This is a genomic window from Kribbella sp. NPDC000426 (assembly GCF_040300265.1).
Classification (GTDB): Bacteria; Actinomycetota; Actinomycetes; order Propionibacteriales; family Kribbellaceae; genus Kribbella.
This window is the reverse complement of sequence record NZ_JBEPDK010000007.1, coordinates 326,710-350,731: the sequence shown is the minus strand read 5'-3', so window position 1 is coordinate 350,731 and position 24,022 is coordinate 326,710. Positions and strand designations below refer to the sequence as shown.

Below are 24,022 nucleotides of genomic sequence, written 5' to 3'. Positions count from 1 at the left end.
ACTAGAACGGCATCCGGCAGGACGCGATCGCCTCGGTGGCTACCGGATCACCGGTAACCACCGGGGCGTCGTCGCGTCCGGACAGCGTCCGCATGTACCCGACCGCGTCGACGGCGGCGCGACCCACCGACTCGCCCCTCCCGAGCTGGTACGTCGCACCTCCCGGACCGGTCAGCTCCACCTCGACGGCGGGCCGTTCTCCCCACCACGGCCCGTCGATCACGTCGTACATCACCTGCGCGACCAGCTCCTCGGCGTGCGGCCCGGCGTCGAACGGCCGGCCGAGCGCCTGGCAGACGTCATCGCGATGCATCCACAGGTCCCGCGCGAGCAGGATGTCGTGGATGTACCCGAGACTCAGCCGGACGCTCTCGAACCCGTCGATCGACATCGACATCCGCCGCATCAGCGCCGGTTCGGTCGAGATCTTCCGGGTCGCTTTCGCCCACACCTCATCGAACTCGGCCCGCAACCGCGCCGGCGGCGTACCGCGGTGTTCGTCAGCCTGGACCATCATGTGGGCGTCGATCCGCAGTACGTCGGGATAGACCCGCTTGGCCTTCCGGTAGCGGCGCGGGAACGAGAACAGCCGGTTCACGTCCTCGGCCTGCCCGATCAGGTGGCCGGCGATGTCCGCGACGTCCCACTCGTCGCAGACCGTACGGCGCTGCCACTCGTCCCCGTCGATCGACGCGAGCAGCCCGTGCCACGCCTGGAGCTCGGCGTCCCGATGGACCCGGCACCGCGGCCGGTCGGCCCGCCCTATCTGTTCCGCGAGTACTGCGCTCATTTCTTCTTCCCCCTGTTAGGTGCGTAGTGCTGGTAGAACATCTCCAGTACGACGGGGAAGAGCCGCGTGAACCGCCCCGTCTCGAAGGTCGCCTCCGGCTCGTTCGCCATCTGCTGCGACAACACCCCTGCCGTGATCGACGTGAACACTGCGAGACCCTCCTCGCTCGCAGCGTCCGGGTGCAGCCGGCCCACGTCCACCGCCGCCTGCAGACCGTCCTGCAGTACGCCGAGCGCCTCCTGGGCCGGCGCGTACGCCTCCGGGCTCGGCTCGAACCCGGGGATCGTCCGCCAGAACATCAGCTGCGAGTAGACCGGGTTCTGCATGCTCCAGCGCGCGTACGCCGTGGTGCCGATCAGATGCAGCTCCACGACGTCGTCGGTGGTGGCTGCGGCGATCGCCTCCCGCTGCGCGGCCAGGAACAACTCGGCGCCCCGCTGGAACAGCGCGTCGTAGATCGCGATCTTCGACGGGAAGTACTGGTACAGCGACGGCGGCTGCATCCCCAGCCGGCGGGCGACCGCCGACAGGCTCAGCGCGGCGACGCCCTCGGCCGCCATCAGCTCGATCGCGACGTCGAGGATCTCCCCGATCGTCTCCTGGCGACGCCGGGACCGCCGGTCCGGCACGGTAGTACTCATGCCTTGAGGAAAACCTACGACCATTAGGGAAGTCAATAGCTCGTAGGTTTTGACCTAACTGTCCCACCAGCCACGTACTGTCGTGACATGTGCAGAAACATCACCGTGCTCCGGGGACTCGAGCCGTCCGCTACCTCTGAGGAGGTCTACGCGGCGGCGTTGCAGTACGTGCGGAAGGTGACCGGCGTCGGCTCGCTGAGTGCGACCACGCGCGGCCCGATCGAGCGCGCGGCCACCGAGGTCGCGCGGATCACCGAACAACTGCTGGAGGAGATGCCGGCCCGCCGGACTCCGCCGCAGACCGTCCCACCGTTGCGGCGCCCGGAGGTTCGCGCGCGCCTCGGCCTCGACTAGAAGCTTCCCGTGGGGGACGAAGCGGAGGGTCGTCCGGCCCGCCGGCACCAGGGGGTGGTGTTCGGCCTGATCGTGGCCGGCGTGCTGTTGTCGCTGACCAGCGCCAACGCCGAGACCGAGCTGTCGCGACGTCGGCATGCTGCCTGCGACGGCACGCTGCCGTTGCCGATGAGTGCCTTCGTGCTCAGCTTCGCCGGTGTGGCCGTCGGGGCAGTGGCGCTGTTCCTGCTGCTGCGCTGGTTCGGGCGCAGCCGGCAGACGCTCGTGCTGATCCTGTTCTGGACCGCCGTCGCCGCCGTTGTGTCCGAGGTTTTCACCTTGGTGACGGTCCTCCAGCAGAGTCGCCCGATCACGTCCCTGTGCATCGGCTAGTTGGTAATGTCCCGTCGGGGAAACGGTTCCCCTTCTAGGGAGGCGCGGGATGCGGTTCGCGATCAAGACCAGGCCGGAACACACCACCTGGCAGCAGATGCGGGACGTGTGGATCGCGGCGGACCAGTTCGAGATCTTCGAGTCCGCCTGGCACTGGGATCACTTCTACCCGCTCAGCGGTGACATGCAGGGCCCGAACCTGGAGGCCTGGACGACGCTCGCCGCGCTGGCGCAGGCGACCTCGCGGATCCGCCTCGGCTGCCAGGTGACCGGGATGATCTACCGGCATCCCGCCGTCCTCGCGAACATGGCGGCGACCACGGACATCATCAGCAACGGCCGGCTCGAGCTCGGCATCGGCGCCGGCTGGAACGAGATGGAGACCGCGGCGTACGGCATCGACCTGTACCCGTTGAAGGAGCGCTTCGACCGCTTCGACGAGGGCACCGAGGCGATGATCAAGCTGCTCACCGAGAAGGTCGCCAACTTCGACGGCAAGTACGTCAAGCTCACCGAGGCGTACTGCAACCCGAAGCCGGTGCAGACCCCGCACCCGCCGATCACGATCGGCGGCAAGGGCCCGAAGCGGACGCTCCGCGCGGTGGCCCGGTGGGCGCAGCAGTGGAACGTGATCGTCCCGAGCCCGGAGGAGTGGAAGCCGCTCAAGGACGTCCTGGTCCAGCGCTGTGACGAGGTCGGCCGCGACGTCAACGAGATCACCTGCTCGGTGAACGTCCGGGTCGACCCGGACAGCCCGCTCGACAAGGCGGTCGCCGACGCGGCGGCGTACGCCGAGGCCGGCGTCGACCTCGTGATCATGAACCTGCCGCTGGACGCGCCGCCGTCGGTCCTGGAGCCGCTCGCGAAGGCGCTCGCGCCGCTGGCTTAGATTGACCTCGTGGATCGGGAGGAGTACATCGAGGCCGTCCTGCGGGCAGTGGAGTCGATCCCGGAGGGCAGCGTCGCGACGTACGGCGATATCGCCGAGTACGTCGGGCAGGGCGGGCCGCGCCAGGTCGGCGCGATCATGCGCGAGTACGGCGCGAGCGTGCCGTGGTGGCGGGTGATCCGCGCGTCCGGCGTACCGGCCGAAGAGGTCGGCGACGAGCAACTCCACCGGCTGCGGTCGGACGGGGTACGGATCACCAACGGGCGCGTGAACCTCCGCGACGCCCGTTGGGATCCGCAGTCCTAGACCCTCACTCGCCGTTCAGCGGCGTGCCTGCCTGCGAGGTGCGCAGGAAGTAGACGGGGTCGTCGAACGTGCCCGGGACCTTGCCCAGGCTCTGGATGACAGTGGCCGTACCGTTGGCGTGACCAACGGCGTACAGGTACGCCGACCCGCTGTCGGTGTCGATCGCGGCCAGCAGCGTGGACTGCGTGCCGCACTTCTCCGCGACGATCGCCTCGAAGCCCTGCCAGGTCGACGACCGGACGACCTTCACGACCGGCGTCAGCGGCGACGTGGTCGGGATGTGGATCGTGTACAGCGCGCCGGCCTTGGTGGTGGCCAGGAAGGTGTCGTACGTCGACGTCGTGCTGATCAGCGTCATCGTCTTCACGGCCGAGAAGCCGGCGTACGTCCCGAGCGGGTGGAACCCTTCCTTGTCGAGCTTCCAGCGCGCCAGCGAGCCGTCGGTGCGGAGCGCGTAGAAGTACTGCCGGGTCGGCGAGTCGCCCTTCGGGTACGCCGCCCGCGCGATCGAGGTGTAGGCGCCCATGTCCTCCATCGCGAGCCCACGGCCCCACCACGGTCCGTCCGGCACGTTGTTGATGACCGTGCTGTAGAGCGTGTCGCCGTACAGCGCGTAGCCGCTGTCGGAGCTGCCGCCCTCGGGCTCGGGCTTGAACTCCCAGGTCGCGCTCGCCCGCGTCTCGCCCGGCTGGGCGACCTGCGGACCGACCCGGCGTTCGCTCGCAACTGGCGGGCTGGCGGCGGACACCACCTGGTCGACATAGTTTCCCTGCGCGGTGATCGAGCCGAGATCCAGCGAGCAGATCGACTGGATCTTCGGGTTCGCCGTCTTCGTTGCGGAGGCAGTGGCGGTCCCCAGACCAGCCAGCAGAACAGCCGCCCCCAGGAGGGCGGCCGTGCGTCGCATCGTCCTCATTCGGTGCTCCTTATCGTTGGTTGCTTCCGAGGTACTCGATGCGCCGCGGGTGCGGAAAGTTATCGCCCGGCTACGTCCGTGTTGTCCGGTTTCCGGCTATCGCGACGAGGCCCGGGGTGGCTCTTCGCAGATTGTCGGTGGGGTCTGTTGAGATGGTGCGATGGTCAGCAGACAGGGGTCCCGGTATCGGTTGGTCCGGGCCGAGGGACGAAGCGCTGCGGCGCCTGTCCTGGATGCTGATCAGCAGGCCGTCGTGGATCATCCCGGCGGCCCGTTGCTGGTCCTCGCCGGTCCGGGGACCGGGAAGACGACGACGTTGGTCGAGGCTGTCGTCGACCGGGTGCGCAATCGCGGGCTGAGTCCCGATGAAGTGCTCGTGCTGACCTTCGGGCGGAAGGCGGCGACCGAGCTCCGGGATCGGATCACCGGCCGGCTCGGGCGGACGACCCGGGTGATGCCGTCGATGACCTTCCATTCCTTCTGCTACGCGTTGCTCCGGCGGTTCACACCGGCCGACGCGTTCGACGTGCCGCTGCGGCTGCCGTCCGGGCCGGAGCAGTCGCTGCGCCTGTCCGAGGCGTTGTCGGGCAGCCGTGAGGTCGGCGCGGTGCACTGGCCGGGCAGTCTGCATCCGGCGCTGAAGACGCGCGGGTTCACCGACGAGGTGCAGGCGGTGATCGGCAAGGCACGGCAGCTCGGGCTCGACCCGGAGGACCTGTCCGCGATCGGCCGGTCGGCGGAGCGGGCCGAGTGGGTCGCGGTCGGCGACTTCTTCGAGGAGTACCTGCAGGTCCTGGATGCCGAGCAGGTGCTGGACTACTCCGAGCTCATCCACCGCGCGGTGATCCTGGCGCAGCAGCCGTCGGTGCAGGCGAAGCTGCGGGCCGAGTTCAAAGCCGTGTTCGTCGACGAGTACCAGGACACCGATCCCGGTCAGGCCAAGCTGTTGCAGGCGATCGCGGGCGACGGCCGCGACCTCGTCGTCGTGGGCGATCCGGACCAGTCGATCTACACCTTCCGTGGCGCCGACGTCCGTGGTCTGCTGCGGTTCGCCGACGAGTTCCGGGCCCGGGACGGCGCCGAGGCCGCACAGATCGCGTTGGGGACGACACGACGGTTCGGTACGACGCTGCAGCGGGTGTCGCGCAACGTCGTGAACCGGCTCGGCGTGCCGGGTTCGCTCGACCGGGAGACGTTCGAGCGGTTCCGCAACCCGGATGCGTCGGCCTGTGTGTTCGGCCCGGGGAAGGTCGAGGCGAATCTGTACTCGACCAGTGGCGCCGAGCTCGAGCACATCGCGGACCTGCTGCGGCGGGCGCATGTGCAGGACGGCGTCGGGTGGCACGAGATGGCTGTGCTGGTCCGGTCCGGCAGTCGTTCGATCCCGCCGCTGCGGCGTGCGCTGTGCGCGGCCGGGATCCCGGTGGACGTCGCGGGTGACGAGTTGCCGCTGTCGCGCGAGCCCGCCGTACGGCCGATGTTGCTGGCGCTGCGGGCGGTGGCCGATCCCGAGACGCTGACTGTCGAGGTCGTGCGCGCGTTGGCGTTGTCGCCGTTGGGGGCGATGGACGCGGGGCAGCTGCGGCGGCTGGCCCGGGTACTGCGCCGCCGCGACCGGGATGCTGCGGGCGGCCAGCGGCTGCCGCGCTCGTCGGACGAGCTGCTGCGGGAAGCGTTGATGAACCCGCTGCTGCTCGACGAGGAGGCGTCCCCGGCCGAGGCGCGGTTCGCGGCGCTGGGCGAGCGGTTGCTCAAGGCAAGGAACATCGTGACCGCGGGAGCCGCGCCGGACGAGGTGATGTGGTCACTGTGGTCCGAGTCGCCCTGGTTACGGCGGCTGCGCGGACAGGCCGGGTCGGGGGGCGAGACCGCGCGCGCGGCCAACCGTGATCTGGATTCGCTGTGCGCGTTGTTCGATGCGGCCGGCCGAGCCGAGGAACAGGTTGGATTCAAGGGGGTTTCGGCCTTCCTGGCGGAGCTGGAGTCGCTGGACATCGCGGCGGACAACCGGTTCGACGGGACGTACCGCGAGGCCGGCGTACAGCTGATGACCGCGCACCGGTCCAAGGGTCTGCAGTGGCGGCTCGTTGTGGTCGCCTCGGTGCAAGAGGGGCAGTGGCCCGACCTGCGGCGGCGCGGGTCGTTGCTGGAGCCGGACCGGTTGGGGCCGGACGGGCTGATCGATCCGCTGTCGGCTGGTGCGTTGCTGGCCGAGGAGAGACGGCTGTTCTACGTCGCGATCACCCGGGCCCGGGAGCGGTTGATCGTGACGGCGGTGCAGGCGCCCGAGGCCGACGGCGACCAGCCGTCCCGATTCCTTGCCGAGCTGGACATTCCTTTGAAACTGGTCGCGGGTCGGCCGCGACGGCCGTTGTCGTTGCCGGGGCTGGTCGCTGATCTGCGCTGCGTACTCGCGGATCCCTCGTCGTCACCTGCGCTGAAGCGGGTGGCGGCCGATCGGCTGGCGCAGTTGGCCGACGCCGTTGACGACCGTGAGTATGCGTTGGTGCCGACCGCCGATCCGTCGCGGTGGTGGGGTGTGCGGGAGCGGACCCGGTCCGAGCGGCCGATCGCCGATCCTTCGCTCCCGGTGCCGTTGTCGGGGAGCGCGTTGACGACGATCGTGGACTGCCCGCTGCGATGGTTCTTGACGCGGCGTGCCGGCGGAGAGACACCGAGCACGTCGGCGATCGGCTTCGGAATGGTGCTGCACACGCTGGCCGATGCGGTCGCGACCGGGACGTTGCCCCCGTCGATCGACGAGCTCAACGGCTGGCTCGACAAGGTGTGGACGCAGCTCGACTTCGAGTCCGCGTGGATCTCGGACCGCGAGCGCGCCGAGGCGGAGCAGGCGTTGCGCCGGTTCGTCGCATGGCACCAGGGACGCCCGGACCGGACGCTGGTGGGGACCGAGGTGGACTTCGACGTGCTGCTGCCGGACGAGGACAAGCCTGCGGTCCGGGTCAAGGGCCGGATGGACCGGGTGGAGAAGGATGCCGAAGGGACTGTCCGGGTGGTCGACCTGAAGACCGGCCGCTCGATCCCGACCAAGCCGGCGTTGGCGCGGCATGTGCAGCTCGCGATCTACCAGCGGGCGATCAACTCCCGCCAGCTGAAGAAGCTCGGCGAGGACGCGGTCGCCGGTGGCGCCGAGCTGGTCCAGTTGCGGCACGACGACAACGGCGGCTTTCCGAAGGTGCAGCACCAGGGCCCGTTGGAGGCCGACGACGACGGCCGCACCTGGCTCGACGAAGCCGTCGACGACGCCGAGTCGATGATCCGTACCGAGCAGTTCACCGCCCAGCGCAACGACGGCTGCACCCGGTGCGAAGCCCGAGCCCTCTGCCCGATCCAGCCAGAAGGCCGGGAGATCGTCTGATGGCCGCCGCCCAACTCCGCACCACCGCAGACCTGTGTGACCTCCTCGGGATCCCGTTCTCCGATCAGCAGTTGGCCGCGATCACGGCGCCGCTCGCGCCGGGCGTGATCGTTGCCGGTGCCGGCTCCGGCAAGACGACCGCGATGGCCGCGCGCGTGGTGTGGCTGATCTGCACCGGACAGGTGAAGCCGGAGGAAGTGCTCGGGCTGACGTTCACGAAGAAGGCCGCGAACGAGCTCGACGTACGGATCCGCGACGACCTGACGAAGGCCGGCGTACTCGGATCGACCTTGCCGAAGGACCAGCATCCGCTGCTGGCCGCGCATCTGCGGAGCAACATCCCCAACTGGGAGCCCGAGGAACCGGGCGAGCCGGTTGTCTCGACGTACCACGCGTTCGCCGGCACGTTGATCGCCGAGCACGGCCTGCGGCTCGGCCTGGAGCCGGACTCGCGGGTGCTGGCCGATGCAACGCGGTACCAGCTTGCCGGCCGGGTTGTACGGCGGTCGGCCGGGCCGATCCGGTTTGCGTCGCACCACGTGCCGACGCTCGTCAACAGTCTGCTCGCGCTGGATGGCGAGCTTGCGGATCATCTGCTCCGTGCGGACGACATCCGCGACCACGACGAGGCCGTGCGGCTCGAGGTCGCCGCTGCTCGTAAGCAAACGGTGGAGGTGCGGAAGCTTGCCGAGACCGCGTTGAAGCGTGGCGAGATCCTGCAGCTTGTCGAGGAGTACCAGGCTTACAAGGCTGAGCGTGGCGTTGTCGACTTCGCCGATCAGATGGCGTTGGGCGCGCGGCTGGCGGAGGAATGTCCGGAGGTCGCTGCCGTCGAGCGGGCTCGGTACAAGGTTGTGCTGCTCGACGAGTATCAGGACACCTCGGTGTCGCAACGGCGTATGTTGACGGCCCTGTTCGCCGGAGGGGATGGGCGTGGCCACCCGGTCACGGCTGTCGGCGACCCCTGTCAGGCGATCTACGGGTGGCGCGGTGCCTCGGTCGCGAACCTCGACGAGTTCCCGGTGCATTTCCCGCAGGCCGACGGCACGCCGGCCCAGCGATACGTGCTGAGCATCAACCGGCGCTGCGGCAGTCGCATCCTCGCGGCCGCCAACCAGCACGCTGCCGAGCTGTACGAGCAGCATCCGGGCGTCATCCCGCTCGAGGCTCCGGCGGACGCTCCCGAGGGTGCGATCACCGTCGGACTGTTCGAGACGCGCTCGAAGGAGATCGAGTGGGTCGCCGACGCGATCGTCGCCGCACACCAGACCCGGAACCGCCGCTGGAAAGACATCGGCATCCTGATGCGGACCAACGTCGACCTCAGCGCGGTCCACGAAGCGTTGATCGCCCGCAAGGTCCCGGTCGAGGTCGTCGGTCTCGGCGGGCTCCTCGCACTGCCGGAAGTCGTCGACGTCGTCGCCACCTTGCAGGCCGTCAACGACCTGACTGCGAACGCCGCGATGCTCCGGATCCTCACTGGCCCGCGGTACCGGATCGGCCACCGCGACCTCGCTCTGCTTGCCAACCGTGCCCGCGCACTCGCCGATGCGGGGGAGCGGCCGGCTGCCGACGACCTGGTCGCTGCGCTGGACGCGGCCGTGGCCGGGATGGACTCGACCGAGGTCATCTCGCTGGCCGAAGCGGTCGACGATCCGGGCCGTTCGGAGTACGCGCCGGAAGCGCTGGTCCGCTTCAAGGAGCTGTCCACCGAACTCCGCGAACTGCGCGCCCACGCCGGTGAGCCGCTGCTCGACCTGGTCCGCCGAGTGATCAGCACGATCGGCTTGGACGTCGAGCTGACCGCGACCCCCGACCACGTCGACGCCGGCCGCCGCGACCACCTCGCCGCGTTCTTGGATGCCGTCGGCAACTTTGTCTCGACCGAGTCCGACGGCTCGCTCGACGGGCTGCTCGCCTACCTGGCGGCCGAGGAGGAGTACGCCGCCGGCCTCGACCTCGCCGTACCGAGCGAGGCCGACTCGGTGAAGCTGCTGACCACGCACCGGTCGAAGGGCCTGGAGTGGCCGGTCGTGTTCGTGCCGACGCTGGTCTCGAAGGTGTTCCCGTCGGATCGCGGCCGGGACAAGTGGACGACGAACGCGAAGGTGCTGCCGTGGCCGTTGCGCGGTGACGCGGACACGCTGCCGGATATTCACGACCTGTCGAACGCGGGGCTGAAGTCGTTCGCGGACGAGTGCAAGGACATGAACGCGCTGGAGGAACGGCGGCTCGGGTACGTCGCCTTCACTCGCGCGAAGGAGCTGCTCGTTGCGACCGGGCACTGGTGGGGGCCGACGCAGAAGCGCCCGCGCGGCCCGTCGTCGTACCTGTCGACGCTGAAGAAGCATGCCGGAGACCGCGTGATCGAGTGGGCCGAGCAACCGGAGCTGACGGCGGAGAACCCGGAGCTTGCGGAGCAGACGCAGGCGCCGTGGCCGACGGCGTACGACCTGGAGTCGTACCAGCGGCGGCTCGACGCGGCGGCGCTCGTGGAGCTGTCGCGGACGGAAGGTCCGTCGGTCGAGGCCGAGGAGTCGCTGCTGCTCGACGAGCAGGCGACGGTCGCGCGCTGGGACTCCGAAATCGAGCGATTGTTGTCCGAGGCAAGGGAAAGCCGGAGCCGCAAGGCGTACGACGTGACGCTGCCGGCCGCGTTGTCCGCGACGCAGGTGATGCGACTGGCCAAGGACCCCGACGGTCTCGCCGCCGAGCTCGCCCGCCCGATGCCCCGCAAACCCAACCGGGCGGCGCGGTTCGGCACCCGCTTCCACGCCTGGGTGGAGAGCTACTTCGGCCAGCAACTCCTGCTGGACCCGGACGACCTCCCCGGCGCTGCGGACGAGGACATCGTCGACGACACCGACCTCACCGACCTGATGGATGCGTTCCGCGACGGACCGTTCGGCGAAACCACGCCGTACGAGATCGAGGCCCCCTTCGCCCTCGCCCTCGACGGCCGCGTCATCCGCGGCCGCATCGACGCCGTCTACCAGGTCGTCCGCGACGACGGATCCCGCGGCTACGACGTCATCGACTGGAAAACCCACCGCTCCGAAACCGCCGACCCCCTCCAGCTGGCCATCTACCGCGTCGCCTGGTCCGAACTACTCAACATCCCCCTGTCCCAGATCACCGCAGCCTTCTACTACGTCCGCACCGGCGACATCGTCCGCCCCGAAAACCTTCCCGGGAAGGCGGAACTCACCCACCTCCTCAACGGCTGACTCAGCTCGCGGCAGCTTCGTCCAGCGCCGCGAGCACGGCTGCGATCGCGGGTGGGTCGGGCGGTTCGCCGTACGTCGCGGCGTAGACGTGCCGGCGTGAGCCGGGGATCTCGGTTGCGAAGATGCCGTCGACCTGATGGCTGCGGAGCGCGAGACCGGGCATCGTCGTTACGCCGAGACCGGACCTGACGAGGGCCTGCATCACCACCATGTCGTCGGACGTGTAGCCGACCCGTGGCTCGTAGCCCTCTACCGCGCACAACGAAGTCAGGTGACTGCGGCAACGATCGCAGCCGGCGATCCAGGTCGCGTCGGCGAGTTCGGCCAGCGTGACCGGCCGATCCTTCGACAGCAGGTAAAGCGGGTCGTCCAGCAGGTGGTGCAGCCGTACGCCGCTCGGCTCCGGCTCGGTCTCGTCGTACCGGAAGACGATCGCGACGTCGATGTTGCCGGTGCGGAGGAGCTCGAGTGCCTCTGGGGGATGCAGGTCGGTCAGGCTGACCTCGAGCTCCGGATGCTTGCCGGCCAGCGCCGCGACCGCTGCCGGTACGAGCGAGCCGATCGCCGACGAGAACCCCGCGAGACGAACCCGCCCGACCCGCAGGCCGACGTGCGCGGCGAGCTCGGCGTCGGCTGCGTCGATCCGGCCGATGATCTCGGCGGCCCGGGTAGCGAGCATCCGGCCGGCCTCGGTCAGGCGGATGCCGCGGCCGGCGCGCTGCACCAACTGTGCGCCGGTCTCGGCCTCGAGGCGGGACAGGTGATGGGTGACCGACGGCTGGGAATAGTGCAGTTCCCGCGCGGCGGCGGTGACCGATCCGTGGCGCGCGACGGCGTCGATGACGCGCAACTTCGTGACATCGAGCATGTATCAAACCCGTCTATGGGTGAGAACGAAACTTGGCATTAGACGCTATGGGTTGGGGTGGCGCACGCTCAAGACATGACGACGACAACGATCTCCACCAGTCAACTGACCGACCTCGCCGCGGGCGTCCGTACCGCGATCGACCAGCACGCCGATTGGCACGGCACCGCGCAGCTCGTGGCCGAGCAACTGCGCCGTCACCTGCCGACTCCCGACGTACTCACGGCCGAACAGCGCCTCGGATCGGACGAGACCTACCAGAGCCACACGCTGCACGTCGAGCCCGACGGCTCGTTCTCGATCATCGCGCTGGTCTGGCGACCCGGTCAGCTCACCAGGATCCACGACCACGTGACCTGGTGCGTCTTCGGTGTGATCCAGGGCGTCGAACACGAGGACCTGTACGACGCCGACCTCCGCTTGATCGGCCAGAGCGACAACCACGCCGGCGACGTGAGCGGCTTCGCACCTCCCGGCGACATCCACCGCGTCAACAACACGTCCGACACCACGGCGATCTCAATCCACATCTACGGCACCGACGTCACCCGCATCGGCTCCAGCGCGCGCCGCTACTACAACTAACGGCCCACGAGCGTGTCCGCCCGACCGTCACTCGATGAGGTCAGCCGGGACGATCCGCACTGAAAATGGCAGTTCTGCTTCGAACACGTCGTTGCCGCTGACAACGGCACGCACCTGGTACGAACCGTCCGCCAGTTCGAGCACGGTCAGCTCTTCCTCGACCGGGTCGAAGATCCAGTAGGCGGGCACGCCGGCCCGTGCGTAGAGCTCAGGCTTGAGAACTTGGTCGACCGTGCGCGTCGTAGACACGACAACCTCCACGACAAGAGCCAACTCGTCAACCCATCGCATCACGTGCTCCTTGTTGGGAAGCACCAGCAGATCGGGAACCAGCGCCAGCCGATCGTTGGGCCGGAATTCCAGCGGCCCTGGCAGAACCTTGAGGTGCTCGGGACAGGCTGAGGCCAGGTGCAGCATCAGCGCGCCGAGCGCTCGCTGATGAATCGTCGATGACATGTAGGTCACTAACAGCACGCCGTCGACAAGCTCGTACCGCGGGCCTTCATCCGGAGCCAGCTCTAGGTCGGCCACCGTGAATTCGCCTGGTTCAACCGGTCTCATGATCCGACTCTGGACCGAACACGCCTGCGGTGGCAGGGCAGATCAGCAGCTGCCCCGAGATGCCCTGGAATCAGACCGAGCGGTTGACTCGACGTGCCAGCTCGGCCGGAACGATCCGCACCGGGAACGGGTGCTCGGCTGCGAACGCCTCGTCGCCCTTGAACGTTCGCTCGACGTACTCTCCATCGGCCAACTCGAGGACCGTCAGCACGAAGGCATCAGGGTCGATGATCCAGTACGACGCGATGCCGGCCTTCTCGTACGCGTGGCGCTTCATGATCAGGTCGGTCGACCGGTTCGACGGCGACAGGACCTCGACGACGAGGACCAGTGTGCGCCGAGCCTCGTCTCCACCGACATCCTGGTACTGGAAGACCATCAGATCGGGTTGCAGGCTGGTCCGCCCGTTCGGCCGGAAGTCGAAGGGTGCGAAGAAGACCTCCATGTCCTCCGGACATGCCCTCAACAGCGCTGCGTAGCACACGCCGGCGGCCCGCTGATGTTCCTCCTTAGGCGCAGGTGTCACCAGTAGCCGTCCGTCGAGCAGTTCGTGCCGCATCCCGTCGTCGGGAAGTGCGTCGAACTGTGCGAGCGTGAGCTTCTGCGGCGTGGTGTCCACGAACCCCATCGTGCCTCCTTCGTCGTCATTCGACCAGCATGGCGGCTGTCAACGGGCAGTCGACACCATTTCGGGAATCTGCCCCGGGTTGCCCTGGGATGCCCCGGGATGCCCCGTCAGCGGAGGAGGGCGGACGGTGTCAGGGCTATGGGGAACGGGAGAGTGGCGTGGAAGGTTTCTTCGGCTTGGACTACGGCTTGGCAGGTGTAGCCGGTGGGGGTCAGGGCGAGGACGGTCAGTTCTTGGGTGATGGGGTCGAGGAGCCAGTAGGACGGGACTTGGTGGGTTTCGTAGAGGGCGCGTTTGAGGACTACGTCGGTGGTGCGGGTGGAGGGGGAGAGGACCTCTACGGCCAAGTCGGGTGGTTCGGTGGCGGTGTAGTTGCGGGGGCAGACGAGGAGGTCGGGGCGGAGCGTTGTGTGAGGTGTGGGGCGGAAGGCCAGTGAGCCGACCGAGATGAGCAGGTCGGGTGGGCAGGCTTGTTTCAGGGCAATCATCAACGCGATGACGGCCGCGTGGTGCGCGGGTGGTTGGGCGCCGGTGATGAGGAGACGGCCGTTGACTACTTCGTATCTTCGGCCGTCCCGCGTGGCTTCGAGCGTGGTCACTCCAACAGCTTGACCGATCTCGGCATCTCGCCGTCGGAGTTATCCACAGGCGATGGGATTCTGCAAGGTGCCGACGAACTGGAGGGAGCCGGCGACGTCGGTGAGGTCGACCATCTGCTGGTTGTTGCGGAGCTGCAGCCGGTTCAGGCACGACAGCGCGAACTCCGGCGTGAAGATGTCGTACTTCGCGAACGCGTCGGCCAGCTCCGGCGTCGCGGACTGGTAGTCGCGCACCGCGTCAGCGACCACCGACCAGAACTCGTCGGGCGTCAGCAGACCCTCCCTGTCCAGCAACGGAGACAGGAAGCGGAAGATGCAGTCGAAGATGTCGGTGAAGATCGACAGCAGCTTCTCGTCGTCGGGGACCTCGGCGCGCACCCGCTCAGCGTCCGCCGGGATCGGCGTCGACGGGCTGAGGACGGCGATCTCCTCCGCGATGTCCTTCATGATCACTCGGATCGGGATGGCGTCCCGCAGTACCAGGATCAGGTTCTCGCCGTGCGGCATGAACACCAGCTCGTAGGCGTAGAAGCTGTGCACCAACGGGATCAGGTACGCGTCGACGTATGCCCGCAGCCAGTCCGTCGGCGCGAGACCCGACGCCCGTACCAGCGCAGCGGCCAGTGATGCGCCGTGTCGATCGACGTGCAGCAACGACGCCATCGTCGCGAGCCGCTCACCGGGCTCAAGCGAAGGTACCGGGCTCTCACGCCACAAAGCCGACAGCATCTTCCGGTACGGCGATGTCTTGGCCGTCGCGTTCTCGTAGTACCGGTTGTGATACCCGGCCGCCGCGATCTCGCGCAGCACGCTGAAGCCGTAGCGCTTGAGCACAAGGTCGTTCGAGACCACCGAGTGGACCCAGTCGTTGATCGCCGGCGTCGCGGCCATGTACGACGGCGACAGCCCGCGCATGAATCCCATGTTGAGCACCGACAACGCCGTCTTCACATAGCAGCGGGCCGGCTGCGACCGGTTGAAGAACGTCCGGATCGACTGCTGCGGCTGGTAGACGTCGTCGGTCGTCCCGACGTAGATGATGTGCCGCTGCGCGATATCCGCCGCGAACGTGATCGACGTCTTGTTCTCCCACTGCCACGGATGCACCGGCAGGTATACGTAATCACCAGGATCGGCGCCCGCGACAACAATCTCCGCGGCGAAGCGGTCGAGTACTGCGCTGCCCAGCTCGGCCCGCAGCAGCTCGTCGTACGTCAGCGTGTTGCTGTGAGCAACCGTCGTCCGGTCCCGCCGGGTCGCGATCCAGACCAGCTGCACCGCCGCACCGGTCTCCGGCGCGTACGCCAGATAGTCGCTCACCCCGAACCCGAGCCGCCCGTTGTTCGCCACGAAACACGGATGCCCTTCCGTCATCGCGGCCTCGATCGCCTGGAAGTCCGCGGTGACCAGGTCCGCCGCGGTCAGGTCCGGCTTCGACAGCTTGTACGCCGCCGACGCCAGCGTGCTGCTGATCTCCTCGAGGTACACCGGCAGCATCTCCGCGCCGATCCCCAGCTGCTCGTGGAACGTCGTGATGAACTCGAGCGCGTCGATCGGCCCGCCGTCGTCCCGGACGATGCTAGCGGCATCGATCTCCCAGTGGTTCAACGGATACAGCCGGGCCGCGAACCGGTACCCGTCGACCGCGAACCCGTTGTCGACAGCAACAGGCGACAGGATCCGCTCGTGCGCGAACTCGGCCAGCGCCTTCCGCACCAGGGCGCGGTTGGCGACAGCCCAGACGTCCGGGTTCAAATGCGAGATCATCAGCCTGCCTCGTTCATCCGGTGTGCGTCGGCGTACTGGTCGCGGGTGCAGAAGCTCAACCACGCCTGCTTGTCTGCCAGCTGAACGACGCTGTGCTTGCGGAAACCCATCCGCTCGTTCAGTGCCTGGATCTTCACGTTCCGTACGTCGGGCTCGACCACGACCCGGTCGACCAGCGGATCGCTGAACAAGCTGTCCATGATCGTCTGGAACACCGCCGCGGTGAAGCCGGCGATCGGCGTGACCGGCGGTCCGACCAGGACGTGCATGCCGATGTCACCCGGCGCGACGTCGTACACCTTGCCGACCGCGTCGTACGCCGGCTCGTAGCGCTCCATCAGGAACGCGGGCCGGCCGTCGTGCTCGCCGAGAAAGGCACGGTGATGCGCGCTCTGCGAGATCTGCAGGTACTCCGCGTGCACGTCGGCAACCGACGCGTCCAGCAGACCCCAGTACCGCGCGTACGGCTGGGTGACCCAACTGTGCAGCGTGGTGACGTCCTCGGTCAGGTCGAACGGCCGGAGGCTGAGGGTGCCGAGGCCGGCGACGAAGCGCCGGTACGTCGGCTCGGGCAGTGCTCTGGTCATGGCGGACTCTCTGCTGTCGAGGTGGGCGGTCCTGTTAGCTAAGGCTTACCTTACTAGACGCTCGACAGTCCGAAGAACCGGGTCCGTATCCTGACGGCTGCCTCGTCCGTCCACACTGGTATGACCATGACGGATGCACTCGACATGCCTGAGCTGAAGGCGACCAGGCAGGCGCGGCGGGAGTTCCTCGACCGCCTCGAGCCGCTGCGCTCCGACCTGTACAGGTACTGCCGCCGGCTGAGCGGCAACGCGTTCGATGCCGAGGACCTCGTGCAGGAGTCGCTGGCCCGCGCTTTCACCCAGGCGGCCCAGGCGCACAGCCCGATCGTCAACCCGCGCGCCTGGTTGTTTCGGGTCGCCACCAACGCGTACGTCGACAGCTACCGCCGCCAGTCGCCTGTGCTCGTCGACGCGCCGGAGCAGGCCGCACCGGACACAGCTGACCCCGCAGAGGTCCGTGACGCCTGGGCTGAGCTCGTGACTCTCCTCCCGCCGCAAGAGCGTGCTGCACTCGCCCTGAAGGACCTCTTCGGCTTCACGCTCACCGAGGTCGCCGACGTACTGCGTACCTCGGTCGGAGCCGTCAAAGCAGCACTCCACCGCGGACGCGGGCGCTTGGCCGACCCGGATCGCTCGCTGAAGACCCGTGCGGCCCCGGACCGCCGTCTGCTCGATGCGGTCGCCGACGCGTTCACGGCGTACGACGTACCGCGGCTGACCGCACTGCTGCTCGCCGATGCCGACAGCGAGATCCTCGGCGTGCTGACGGAGTACGGCGCCGACAACATCCGCGAGGGGTCGATCGAGCACACGCTGGACCCGTCCAAGCCCTATCGCTACACAGCCGACGTCGTAGACCTCTGGGGCGAGCCAGTCCTGGTCATCCGCATAGTCCGCGACGGCCACGCGGCCGTGAACGACCTGATGCGCCTGACCACCGAGAACGGCAAGGTCCGCTCGATCCGCTGGTACTACTTCTCCCCGGACTTCCTCACCGAGGTCGCAGGCGCGCTCGGTGAGTCAGTGGAGCTCAACGGCCACCACTACTGACTACGGTGGAGGCATGCTGATCGCCGAGGACCTGCTGTTGCTCATGTACGACGACGAGACCGGCAAGCCGATCACCGGGTCCCCCGGCCTGGACTACGCGCTGGCCGGGGCGGTGCTGATCGAGCTCACGCTGCAGGGCCGGCTGGACATCACCGACTACCGGGATGCGGAGAAGCCAGGGCGGCTGAAGGTGACCAACGGTGCGCTGACCGGAGACCCGATTCTGGACGAGCGGCTGTCGTACGTGCTCAACAAGCCAGGGAAGAAGCCGAAGGACCAGATCGGTGCGCTGTCCAGGGGCCTCCGCGGCCAGTTGCTGATGCGGCTCGCGAAGCGCGGTGTGCTGGAGGAGGAGAAGGGGCGAGTGCTCGGTCTGTTCCCGGTGACACGTTGGCCGGCCATGGATGCGCGGCACGAGGGCGAGGTTCGCGCCCAGCTGCAGAGTGTGCTGATCCAGGGGCTGGCGCCGGACCAGCGGACCGGTGCGCTGATCGCCCTGCTCAGCGCGCTGAACGTCGTACCGAAGGTTGTTATCGGCGCAGTGGACAAGCGGGCGCTGAAGCGGCGTGCGAAGGAGATCGCCGACTCGGACTGGGCTGCGGATGCGGTCAAGAAGGCCGTCGCCCAGGTGCAGGCCGCGGTGACGGCTGCCATCGTGGTCTCCGCAACCGCAGGTGGCTCATCCGGTAGCTAGCCTGGCCTTGATCTCAGGTTTGACTACTTTGCCGACCTTGGAGCGGGGCAGGTCGGGCCAGACGAGGACCTGTTTCGGTGCCTTCACGCTGCCGATGCGTGCCTTCGCGAACGCGATCAGCTCCTCCGGCCCGACCAGACTGCCCGGCTGGAGTTGTACGACGGCGACGACGCGCTCGCCCCACTTCTCATCAGGTTGTCCGACAACTGCGCAATCCTGTACGTCGGTGTGCGCCATCAGGGCCTGCTCGACCTCGGTGGAGTACACGTTGAAGCCGCCGGTGATGATCATGTCCTTGGCCCGATCGACGATGTACAGGTAGCCGTCGCCGTCCAGGTAGCCGATGTCACCGGTGTGGTGCCAGCCGTACGCCGACGCCGCCGCGGTCGCATCCGGGTTGCGGTAGTACCCCCGCATCACCAGAGAGCCGCGGACGACGATCTCACCTCGCTCGCCCGAGGGAAGGAGACCGCCGTCCGGACTCATGATTGCCACCGTGACCAACGGTGACGGCCGCCCCGCCGACGACAGCCGGCTCCGCGCAATGTTGCCTGCAGCATCGAAATGCGCGGCGGGCGGCAGGATCGAGATCATCATCGGCGCCTCGGTCTGCCCGAACAGCTGCGCCATCACCGGACCGATCCGTTGCAGCGCCTCCTCGAGCCGGGCGACCGACATCGGCGCCGCGCCGTACCAGAAGCACCGCAACGACGACAGGTCCGTGGAGTCCAGCTCCGGCGCCGCCAGCACCATGTAGATCAGCGTCGGCGGCAGGAACGTGTGCGTCACCCCGTGTCGCGGTATGAGGTCGAGGAAGGCATGGACGTCGGGAGCTCGCATGATCACGATCTCCCCGCCGAGCGCCAGCACGGGGAAGCACAGCACCCCGGCCGCGTGTGTCAGCGGCGCCAGTGCGAGGTAGACCGGCCGCTCGCCGAACGGGTACCCCATCAGCGTCAGCGCGGTCATCGTCTCGAGGTTGGCGTTGCCGAGCATCACTCCCTTCGGACGGCCCGTCGTACCGCCGGTCCCGACGATCATCGCCAGGTCGTCCGGATCGGTCAGATCAGGCGCCGGTTGGGACGCGCCCCCGCAGAACGCGTCCCAACCGACGATTCTCCGACCGCTGGGGTGGGGGTCTGGGCCGGAGTCTGTGGGCTCCCCGTCGAGGCACACGAACGTGTGCACCTTCGGCAGTGAGTCCCGGATGCGGTCCACCAGCGGCGTGAACGCCGACTGGTAGATCAGTACTTCGCAGTCGAACTGGTCGAGCAGCTCACGGTTCTCCGCCGCTTCGTTGCGCGGATTGATCGGGCACCAGATCGCGCCGGCCCGGCTGATCCCGAACACGCAGCTGAACGCGATCGGGTCGTTCGCGGACAGGATCGCGACCTTTCCACCCGGCTGTACCCCGGTCGCCTCCAACGCGCCGGCGATCCGGTACGACAGCTGCTGCACCTCGGCGTACGAGAGGGTCTCGCCGTCCGTGGTGAGGCAGGCCGCATCCGGGCCCAGCGAGGCGCCCTTGTCCAGGTAGTCGACCAGTCGCACGACAACTCCTCTAGTGCTGCTCTAGTGCTGGACAGTCAGCTGCGGCTCGGACACCAGTCCGAAGCTCCGCAGTACGCCGAGCAGCTCGCGGTGACCGAATGCCTGGCAGCCACTCGCGAAACCGACCCGCTTCGGCGGCGTCTGCAGCAGCGAGTACGCCGCGTACGCCTGCATCAGACCGGTCTGCTGGTAGTTGCTGTTGCCGTGGATGACGCAGTGCGCGCGGCCGAGCGGTCCGGAGGCGTGCACCGAGTCGAGCGTCTTGTTGACCCGTGGGTTCTCCCGCGGCGGCATCTCGTTCATCACCTGACGCGCAGTCGCGGTCAGTGCCTCGTTGCGCTCGTCCGGCGCCATGTCCTTGGTCGCCTCGAGCGCTGCGGCAACGATCTGCGGTACCCCGTTCATCAGCGCCGCGTTGAACACACCGCCCTGCGCCTTGCAGTTGGCCACGCGTGGATCGCGCTTGAACCACACAGGGTGCGACATGCCACCCCACGGCAGCGACAGAGCCAGCTCGTGCTGCCCGGGAACGACCAGCTGCACCAGTCCCTGCGTGGGGAACTCGGCGTACTGGTTGTTCTCCAGGTAGTGCGCCTTCGACGTCGCAGCGTTCACCAGGATCGTGCGCGTGGAGGCGATCGTCGGGCTTCCGCCCCAGAACACAGCGATGTCCAGCGTGTCCAGGCCCGGCTGCTCGAGACAGAGCTGGGCTGCGATCTCACTGGTCGTGTACATCTGTGCGATGCCGGGCGCCAGCACCAGACCGGCCTCGGCGAACTGCGGACCGTACTTCTCGTCGCAGGTCATCAGCCAGTCCTGCTCACCAGTCGTGTCGGTGTAGTGAGCACCTGCGGCCAGTGCGGCCTCCACCGCGGCCGGACCGAGTTCGCTGAACGGTCCGACGGTGTTCAGGACGACGGATGCGCCCTTGAACAGATCGGTGAGTGCAGCGGTGTCATGGTCGACCGTGGCGATCTCGTAGTCGGCTGTCTCGATGCCGGGGACGTGCGCGTCCATCGAGGCCTTCAGCTTGGCCTCGTCGCGACCGGCGGCGACGAACGGGACGTGGTACTGCCGGAGGTACTCACACACCAGGCGCCCGGTGTAGCCGGAGGCGCCGTAGACGACGACTGGCTTGCTGCTCATGCGATCACATCCCCATTCCGCCGTCGACGGGCAGTCCGATACCGGTGATGAACCGGGATTCGTCCGATGCGAGGAAGACGACCGCGTCGGCCATGTCGGCGACCTCGCCGAGCCGGCCGGCCGGGGTCAGCCCGACCACGGCGGCCACCGCGGCCTCGGGCGACTCGAACAGCCCGAGCTGCGCGACGTCGTTCGCCAGGCCGGCGCCCATCGCGGTCGGGACCAGGCCGGGGTAGATGCAGTTGACCCGGACGCCGTACCCGAGCTTGCCGGACTCCATCGCGGCGACCTTGGTGAGGCGGTCGACAGCGGACTTGGTCGCGGAGTAGACCGCGATGCCCGGGAAGGCGATGGTCGCGGCGACCGACGCGACGTTGATGATCGCGCCGCCCTGACCGGCCAGACCCTCCGGACGCATCGTCCGCAGACCCCACTTGACGCCGAGCGTGGTGCCGAGGACGTTGACCTCGAGCATCTTGCGGATGTCGTCGGCGCTGACCTCGGTGAGCAGACTGGTGATCTCGATCCCCGCGTTGTTCACCAGGATGTCGAGGCCGCCCATGATGTCGTTGGCCGCGACGACCGCGTTCTCCCACTGGGCGTCGTCGGTGATGTCGTGGGCGACGAAGCCGTTACCCGCTCCGTACTCGCTGTCCAACGCGTCGGCGACCTTCTCGCCGGCGTCCTTCTGCAGGTCGCTGATCACGACTTTCGCGCCGGCTGCCGCGAGGGCTTTCGCCATACCCTCACCCAGCCCCTGGGCGCCGCCGGTGACGAGGGCCTTGCGGCCGGAGAGATCGAGTGAACCCATCTGTAGCTCCTTTGCTGACACGACGAGGCTGGCTGTTTCACACTCTGGCCAGGTCTTTGACACCCGTCAAGACTTTGTTTGACACTTGTCAAGAAATCTCCCCGCACCGGGACGCGCCTGGCCCGGGGCGGGGTACTCTGACGCAACGACCCGATGAGGAGAGGGCGGTGTGGCAGTGTCGTCAGCGAGTGCAACCGAACCGGCCCGGCCCGCCCGCGTCTCCGGGATCGACAAGATCGAGCGCCGCCGGGTCGCGCTGGCCGAGTCCGCGCTGAAGACCCTCGGCGAGCTCGGGTACGCGCGGACCAGCCTGCGGGAGATCGCGAACAACTCCGAGTTCACCCACGGCGTCGTGCACTACTACTTCCGCGACAAGATCGACCTGATCAGCTACTGCGTGCGCTACTACAAGACCAAGTGCGCCCGGCGGTACGACGAAGTGGTCGAGACCGCGACGTCGGGCCAGGAGTTGGTCACCGGGTTCCTGGCGAAGATGACGCAGACCCTGGTCGACGAGACCCCGATGCACAAGCTCTGGTACGACCTGCGCGCGCAGAGCATGTTCGAGGAGCAGCTGCGCCCGGACGTCGAGGCGATCGACAAGCTGCTGGAAGAGATGATCTGGCGCATCCTCGGCCGGTACGCCGATCTCACCGCGACCACACCGACCGTCGACGCGCCGACGGCGTACGCACTGATCGACGGACTGTTCGAGCAGGCCGTGGTGGGCTTCGCCGCGAACCCGGACAAGACCCCGGACCTGCTGACAGATCGGCTCCTGCAGGTCCTGCCCAAGCTCGTCGCAGCGTAGCTCGCATCGGCTGTTGCAGGTCCTGTCAGAATCGGTTGTCATTGCCACGATCGGCACCCTCGGCCAGGCGCTGCACGGCGGTATCCAATTGCTTGATCAGCGTTGGGCGGCCGCATCGCTGAGCTGAGTGGCTGCTTTGCGAATATGCGCGTCCAGGTCGGTGGCGCCGGGGGCGGCTACCCATTGGTTGAATCCGCTGCGGAAGATGGCGACCCCGACGTCAGCGATGAGCTGCGCTGTCGACTCATCGGCCCCGCGGTCGCGCAGCTGCGTCGCGAGGGCGGCGGCGACAGCGGCGAATTTCGCGTGGCCGCGTTCCTGCAGCTCAGGGCTGGCGGCGATGATCGCTTGACGCTGCGGGGCGTGCTCGGCTACCTGGTTGCCGAGCACGGGAGCGATGTCAGTGAGCGCCTGCAGTACGGCCTCGAACGGAGGAACGTCGGGGGCGACGCGTCGCACGGCGTCCGCCAGCAGTCCCGGTAGCTGGTCGGAGCCGGCGAATAGCACGTCCCGCTTGTCTGCGAAGTAGCGCGAGAAGGTGCGCCGGTTCAGGCCGGCCCGGCCAGCGATCTGGGCGACGGTGACGTCGTCGTAGCCATGTTCGAGGAACAGTTCGATGGCGGCCGCGCGCAGGCGTTGCTCACTCTCGGGATCCCACCTGGCCACAAGCCCAGTTTACCAGCTATGTCTCATTGGGACATCATCGTGCTACAGTGATGTCCCAATGAGACATCGAGTCGCGGAGGACCACATGAGCTTGAACGGACAGCGGATACTTCTCGTCGGAGGCAGTTCCGGCATGGGACTGGCGACCGCACGAACGGCCGCCCTCGAGGGTGCCAGGGTCACTATCGCCTCAAGTCGCCAAGATCGCGTCGACGCGGCGCTGCGCGAGCTACCTGACGGGTGCGCGGGAATCGCCGTCGATGTCCGGGACGAGACGCAGGTCGCCAACGCGCTCGAACGCGTTGGGGCCATCGACCACCTGGTGTTCACGGCCGGAGACAGCTTCACGCCTCGTCGGCTGGCCGAACTCGACCTCGCCGCCGCGCAAGGCATGCTCGCGGTCCGCTTCTGGGGCGCAGTCACAGTCATCAAGCACGCGATCACACGCCTGCGCCCGACCGGCTCGATCACGCTGATGACCGGCACGGTAGGTCAACGTCCTGTCTCGGGTGCGGCACTCGCGGCCGCAGGCGCCGGTGCGGCCGAAGCTCTGGTCAAAGGGCTGGCCGTCGAACTCGCTCCCGTTCGGGTCAACGCGGTCCGTGCCGGCGCCATCCGCACGCCGATGTGGGACCGCGTCCCGGAGCCGCAGCGCGACGCGATCCTCGCCCGCTTGGCGCAGAACACACTCGTCGGGAGCGTCGGTGAGCCCGAGCACATCGCCATGGCGCACCTCTACCTCATGCGCAACGACTACGTCACCGGCACCGTGCTCGACGTCAACGGCGGGTCGCTGCTGACTGCAGCCTGACGCATTCACCCTG

24 protein-coding genes are annotated in these 24,022 nt (G+C 67.9%); 11 read left to right on the top strand and 13 right to left on the bottom strand.

Annotation, left to right across the window (positions count from 1 at the left end):
- Nucleotide 1: 1 nt before the first annotated feature.
- Both ABT313_RS33265 and ABT313_RS33260 read right to left on the bottom strand, forming a co-directional pair.
- On the bottom strand, nt 2–790 hold the full coding sequence (locus ABT313_RS33265) for a maleylpyruvate isomerase family mycothiol-dependent enzyme (RefSeq protein WP_350861987.1): 789 nt from the start codon (nt 788–790) through the stop codon (nt 2–4).
- On the bottom strand, nt 787–1,431 hold the full coding sequence (locus ABT313_RS33260; protein ID WP_350861985.1) for a TetR/AcrR family transcriptional regulator: 645 nt from the start codon (nt 1,429–1,431) through the stop codon (nt 787–789). Before ABT313_RS33260 ends, ABT313_RS33265 begins: the two co-directional genes overlap by 4 nt.
- Nucleotides 1,432–1,518: 87 nt before the next feature.
- Between ABT313_RS33260 and ABT313_RS33255 the strand changes: the two genes are divergently transcribed.
- Genes ABT313_RS33255 through ABT313_RS33240 form a run of 4 tightly spaced genes read left to right on the top strand, consistent with a single transcriptional unit; the run spans nt 1,519 to nt 3,352 of the window.
- Nucleotides 1,519–1,785: a DUF2277 domain-containing protein gene (locus ABT313_RS33255; protein WP_167207287.1), complete on the top strand. Its 267-nt coding sequence runs from the start codon at nt 1,519–1,521 to the stop codon at nt 1,783–1,785.
- Between the two features lie 9 nt (nt 1,786–1,794).
- Nucleotides 1,795–2,157, top strand: a complete 363-nt coding sequence (locus ABT313_RS33250; RefSeq protein ID WP_350861983.1) for a hypothetical protein — start codon at nt 1,795–1,797, stop codon at nt 2,155–2,157.
- Nucleotides 2,158–2,206: 49 nt separating this feature from the next.
- A complete protein-coding gene (locus ABT313_RS33245) occupies nt 2,207–3,046 on the top strand; it encodes a TIGR03560 family F420-dependent LLM class oxidoreductase (protein ID WP_350861981.1) in 840 nt (279 codons plus the stop codon).
- A 9-nt stretch (nt 3,047–3,055) separates the two neighbouring features.
- A complete protein-coding gene (locus ABT313_RS33240; RefSeq protein ID WP_350861979.1) occupies nt 3,056–3,352 on the top strand; it encodes an MGMT family protein in 297 nt (98 codons plus the stop codon).
- A 4-nt stretch (nt 3,353–3,356) separates the two neighbouring features.
- On the opposite strand, the gene ABT313_RS33235 is transcribed toward ABT313_RS33240, so the two are convergent.
- The gene (locus ABT313_RS33235) at nt 3,357–4,268 is read right to left on the bottom strand and encodes a hypothetical protein (RefSeq protein WP_350861977.1); all 912 of its coding nucleotides are present in this window, start codon (nt 4,266–4,268) and stop codon (nt 3,357–3,359) included.
- A 160-nt stretch (nt 4,269–4,428) separates the two neighbouring features.
- Here ABT313_RS33235 and ABT313_RS33230 point away from each other — a divergent pair, with 160 nt between their 5' ends.
- A complete protein-coding gene (locus tag ABT313_RS33230; protein WP_350861975.1) occupies nt 4,429–7,647 on the top strand; it encodes an ATP-dependent helicase in 3,219 nt (1,072 codons plus the stop codon).
- On the top strand, nt 7,647–10,874 hold the full coding sequence (locus tag ABT313_RS33225) for an ATP-dependent helicase (protein WP_350861973.1): 3,228 nt from the start codon (nt 7,647–7,649) through the stop codon (nt 10,872–10,874). The genes ABT313_RS33230 and ABT313_RS33225 overlap by 1 nt, the downstream gene beginning before the upstream one ends.
- Nucleotide 10,875: 1 nt before the next feature.
- Here the strand turns inward: ABT313_RS33225 and ABT313_RS33220 are convergent, their stop codons facing one another.
- Nucleotides 10,876–11,742 carry a LysR family transcriptional regulator gene (locus ABT313_RS33220; RefSeq protein WP_350861970.1) on the bottom strand — a complete coding sequence of 289 codons (867 nt, stop codon included), beginning with the start codon at nt 11,740–11,742 and terminating at the stop codon, nt 10,876–10,878.
- Between the two features lie 75 nt (nt 11,743–11,817).
- Here ABT313_RS33220 and ABT313_RS33215 point away from each other — a divergent pair, with 75 nt between their 5' ends.
- Entirely contained in the window at nt 11,818–12,327 is a 510-nt protein-coding gene (locus ABT313_RS33215; protein ID WP_350861968.1) for a cysteine dioxygenase family protein, read from the top strand.
- A gap of 27 nt (nt 12,328–12,354) precedes the next feature.
- Here the strand turns inward: ABT313_RS33215 and ABT313_RS33210 are convergent, their stop codons facing one another.
- The 5 genes from ABT313_RS33210 to ABT313_RS33190 form a co-directional block, all read right to left on the bottom strand.
- On the bottom strand, nt 12,355–12,888 hold the full coding sequence (locus ABT313_RS33210) for a Uma2 family endonuclease (RefSeq protein ID WP_350861967.1): 534 nt from the start codon (nt 12,886–12,888) through the stop codon (nt 12,355–12,357).
- A 70-nt stretch (nt 12,889–12,958) separates the two neighbouring features.
- On the bottom strand, nt 12,959–13,516 hold the full coding sequence (locus ABT313_RS33205; protein ID WP_350861965.1) for a Uma2 family endonuclease: 558 nt from the start codon (nt 13,514–13,516) through the stop codon (nt 12,959–12,961).
- Between the two features lie 107 nt (nt 13,517–13,623).
- Nucleotides 13,624–14,115: a Uma2 family endonuclease gene (locus ABT313_RS33200; RefSeq protein WP_350861963.1), complete on the bottom strand. Its 492-nt coding sequence runs from the start codon at nt 14,113–14,115 to the stop codon at nt 13,624–13,626.
- 39 nt (nt 14,116–14,154) lie between these two features.
- Nucleotides 14,155–15,882: an IucA/IucC family protein gene (locus ABT313_RS33195; RefSeq protein WP_350861961.1), complete on the bottom strand. Its 1,728-nt coding sequence runs from the start codon at nt 15,880–15,882 to the stop codon at nt 14,155–14,157.
- Nucleotides 15,882–16,469, bottom strand: a complete 588-nt coding sequence (locus ABT313_RS33190; RefSeq protein WP_350861959.1) for a GNAT family N-acetyltransferase — start codon at nt 16,467–16,469, stop codon at nt 15,882–15,884. The genes ABT313_RS33195 and ABT313_RS33190 overlap by 1 nt, the downstream gene beginning before the upstream one ends.
- Before the next feature lie 126 nt (nt 16,470–16,595).
- Between ABT313_RS33190 and ABT313_RS33185 the strand changes: the two genes are divergently transcribed.
- The gene (locus ABT313_RS33185; RefSeq protein ID WP_350861957.1) at nt 16,596–17,519 is read left to right on the top strand and encodes a sigma-70 family RNA polymerase sigma factor; all 924 of its coding nucleotides are present in this window, start codon (nt 16,596–16,598) and stop codon (nt 17,517–17,519) included.
- 13 nt (nt 17,520–17,532) lie between these two features.
- Nucleotides 17,533–18,213, top strand: a complete 681-nt coding sequence (locus ABT313_RS33180; protein WP_350861955.1) for a GOLPH3/VPS74 family protein — start codon at nt 17,533–17,535, stop codon at nt 18,211–18,213.
- Here ABT313_RS33180 and ABT313_RS33175 read toward each other — a convergent pair.
- From ABT313_RS33175 to ABT313_RS33165, 3 genes are read right to left on the bottom strand one after another with little or no spacing between them, the layout of a single operon-like run.
- Nucleotides 18,199–19,764 carry an acyl-CoA synthetase gene (locus ABT313_RS33175; protein WP_350861952.1) on the bottom strand — a complete coding sequence of 522 codons (1,566 nt, stop codon included), beginning with the start codon at nt 19,762–19,764 and terminating at the stop codon, nt 18,199–18,201. The two genes, ABT313_RS33180 and ABT313_RS33175, sit on opposite strands and share 15 nt — an antisense overlap.
- Nucleotides 19,765–19,785: 21 nt before the next feature.
- Nucleotides 19,786–20,910 (bottom strand): DUF5938 domain-containing protein, encoded by a 1,125-nt coding sequence (locus ABT313_RS33170; RefSeq protein ID WP_350861950.1) that lies wholly within the window; start codon nt 20,908–20,910, stop codon nt 19,786–19,788.
- 4 nt (nt 20,911–20,914) lie between these two features.
- The gene (locus ABT313_RS33165) at nt 20,915–21,721 is read right to left on the bottom strand and encodes an SDR family NAD(P)-dependent oxidoreductase (RefSeq protein ID WP_350861948.1); all 807 of its coding nucleotides are present in this window, start codon (nt 21,719–21,721) and stop codon (nt 20,915–20,917) included.
- A gap of 169 nt (nt 21,722–21,890) precedes the next feature.
- Between ABT313_RS33165 and ABT313_RS33160 the strand changes: the two genes are divergently transcribed.
- Nucleotides 21,891–22,532, top strand: coding sequence for a TetR/AcrR family transcriptional regulator (locus ABT313_RS33160; protein WP_350861947.1), 642 nt, complete (start codon nt 21,891–21,893; stop codon nt 22,530–22,532).
- Between the two features lie 96 nt (nt 22,533–22,628).
- Here the strand turns inward: ABT313_RS33160 and ABT313_RS33155 are convergent, their stop codons facing one another.
- Nucleotides 22,629–23,198 carry a TetR family transcriptional regulator gene (locus tag ABT313_RS33155; RefSeq protein ID WP_350861945.1) on the bottom strand — a complete coding sequence of 190 codons (570 nt, stop codon included), beginning with the start codon at nt 23,196–23,198 and terminating at the stop codon, nt 22,629–22,631.
- On the opposite strand from ABT313_RS33155, the gene ABT313_RS33150 reads away from it, so the two are divergent.
- Nucleotides 23,149–24,009, top strand: coding sequence for an SDR family oxidoreductase (locus ABT313_RS33150; RefSeq protein ID WP_502884049.1), 861 nt, complete (start codon nt 23,149–23,151; stop codon nt 24,007–24,009). The two genes, ABT313_RS33155 and ABT313_RS33150, sit on opposite strands and share 50 nt — an antisense overlap.
- Nucleotides 24,010–24,022: the final 13 nt, after the last annotated feature.

Coding starts and splice junctions, on each gene's coding strand:
- ABT313_RS33265 (WP_350861987.1), bottom strand. CDS start 790: ATGAGCGCAGTACTCGCGGAACAGATAGGGCGGGCCGACCGGCCGCGG.
- ABT313_RS33260 (WP_350861985.1), bottom strand. CDS start 1,431: ATGAGTACTACCGTGCCGGACCGGCGGTCCCGGCGTCGCCAGGAGACG.
- ABT313_RS33255 (WP_167207287.1), top strand. CDS start 1,519: ATGTGCAGAAACATCACCGTGCTCCGGGGACTCGAGCCGTCCGCTACC.
- ABT313_RS33245 (WP_350861981.1), top strand. CDS start 2,207: ATGCGGTTCGCGATCAAGACCAGGCCGGAACACACCACCTGGCAGCAG.
- ABT313_RS33235 (WP_350861977.1), bottom strand. CDS start 4,268: ATGAGGACGATGCGACGCACGGCCGCCCTCCTGGGGGCGGCTGTTCTG.
- ABT313_RS33230 (WP_350861975.1), top strand. CDS start 4,429: ATGGTCAGCAGACAGGGGTCCCGGTATCGGTTGGTCCGGGCCGAGGGA.
- ABT313_RS33225 (WP_350861973.1), top strand. CDS start 7,647: ATGGCCGCCGCCCAACTCCGCACCACCGCAGACCTGTGTGACCTCCTC.
- ABT313_RS33220 (WP_350861970.1), bottom strand. CDS start 11,742: ATGCTCGATGTCACGAAGTTGCGCGTCATCGACGCCGTCGCGCGCCAC.
- ABT313_RS33215 (WP_350861968.1), top strand. CDS start 11,818: ATGACGACGACAACGATCTCCACCAGTCAACTGACCGACCTCGCCGCG.
- ABT313_RS33210 (WP_350861967.1), bottom strand. CDS start 12,888: ATGAGACCGGTTGAACCAGGCGAATTCACGGTGGCCGACCTAGAGCTG.
- ABT313_RS33205 (WP_350861965.1), bottom strand. CDS start 13,516: ATGGGGTTCGTGGACACCACGCCGCAGAAGCTCACGCTCGCACAGTTC.
- ABT313_RS33195 (WP_350861961.1), bottom strand. CDS start 15,882: ATGATCTCGCATTTGAACCCGGACGTCTGGGCTGTCGCCAACCGCGCC.
- ABT313_RS33190 (WP_350861959.1), bottom strand. CDS start 16,469: ATGACCAGAGCACTGCCCGAGCCGACGTACCGGCGCTTCGTCGCCGGC.
- ABT313_RS33185 (WP_350861957.1), top strand. CDS start 16,596: ATGACGGATGCACTCGACATGCCTGAGCTGAAGGCGACCAGGCAGGCG.
- ABT313_RS33180 (WP_350861955.1), top strand. CDS start 17,533: ATGCTGATCGCCGAGGACCTGCTGTTGCTCATGTACGACGACGAGACC.
- ABT313_RS33170 (WP_350861950.1), bottom strand. CDS start 20,910: ATGAGCAGCAAGCCAGTCGTCGTCTACGGCGCCTCCGGCTACACCGGG.
- ABT313_RS33165 (WP_350861948.1), bottom strand. CDS start 21,721: ATGGGTTCACTCGATCTCTCCGGCCGCAAGGCCCTCGTCACCGGCGGC.
- ABT313_RS33150 (WP_502884049.1), top strand. CDS start 23,149: ATGGCGGCCGCGCGCAGGCGTTGCTCACTCTCGGGATCCCACCTGGCC.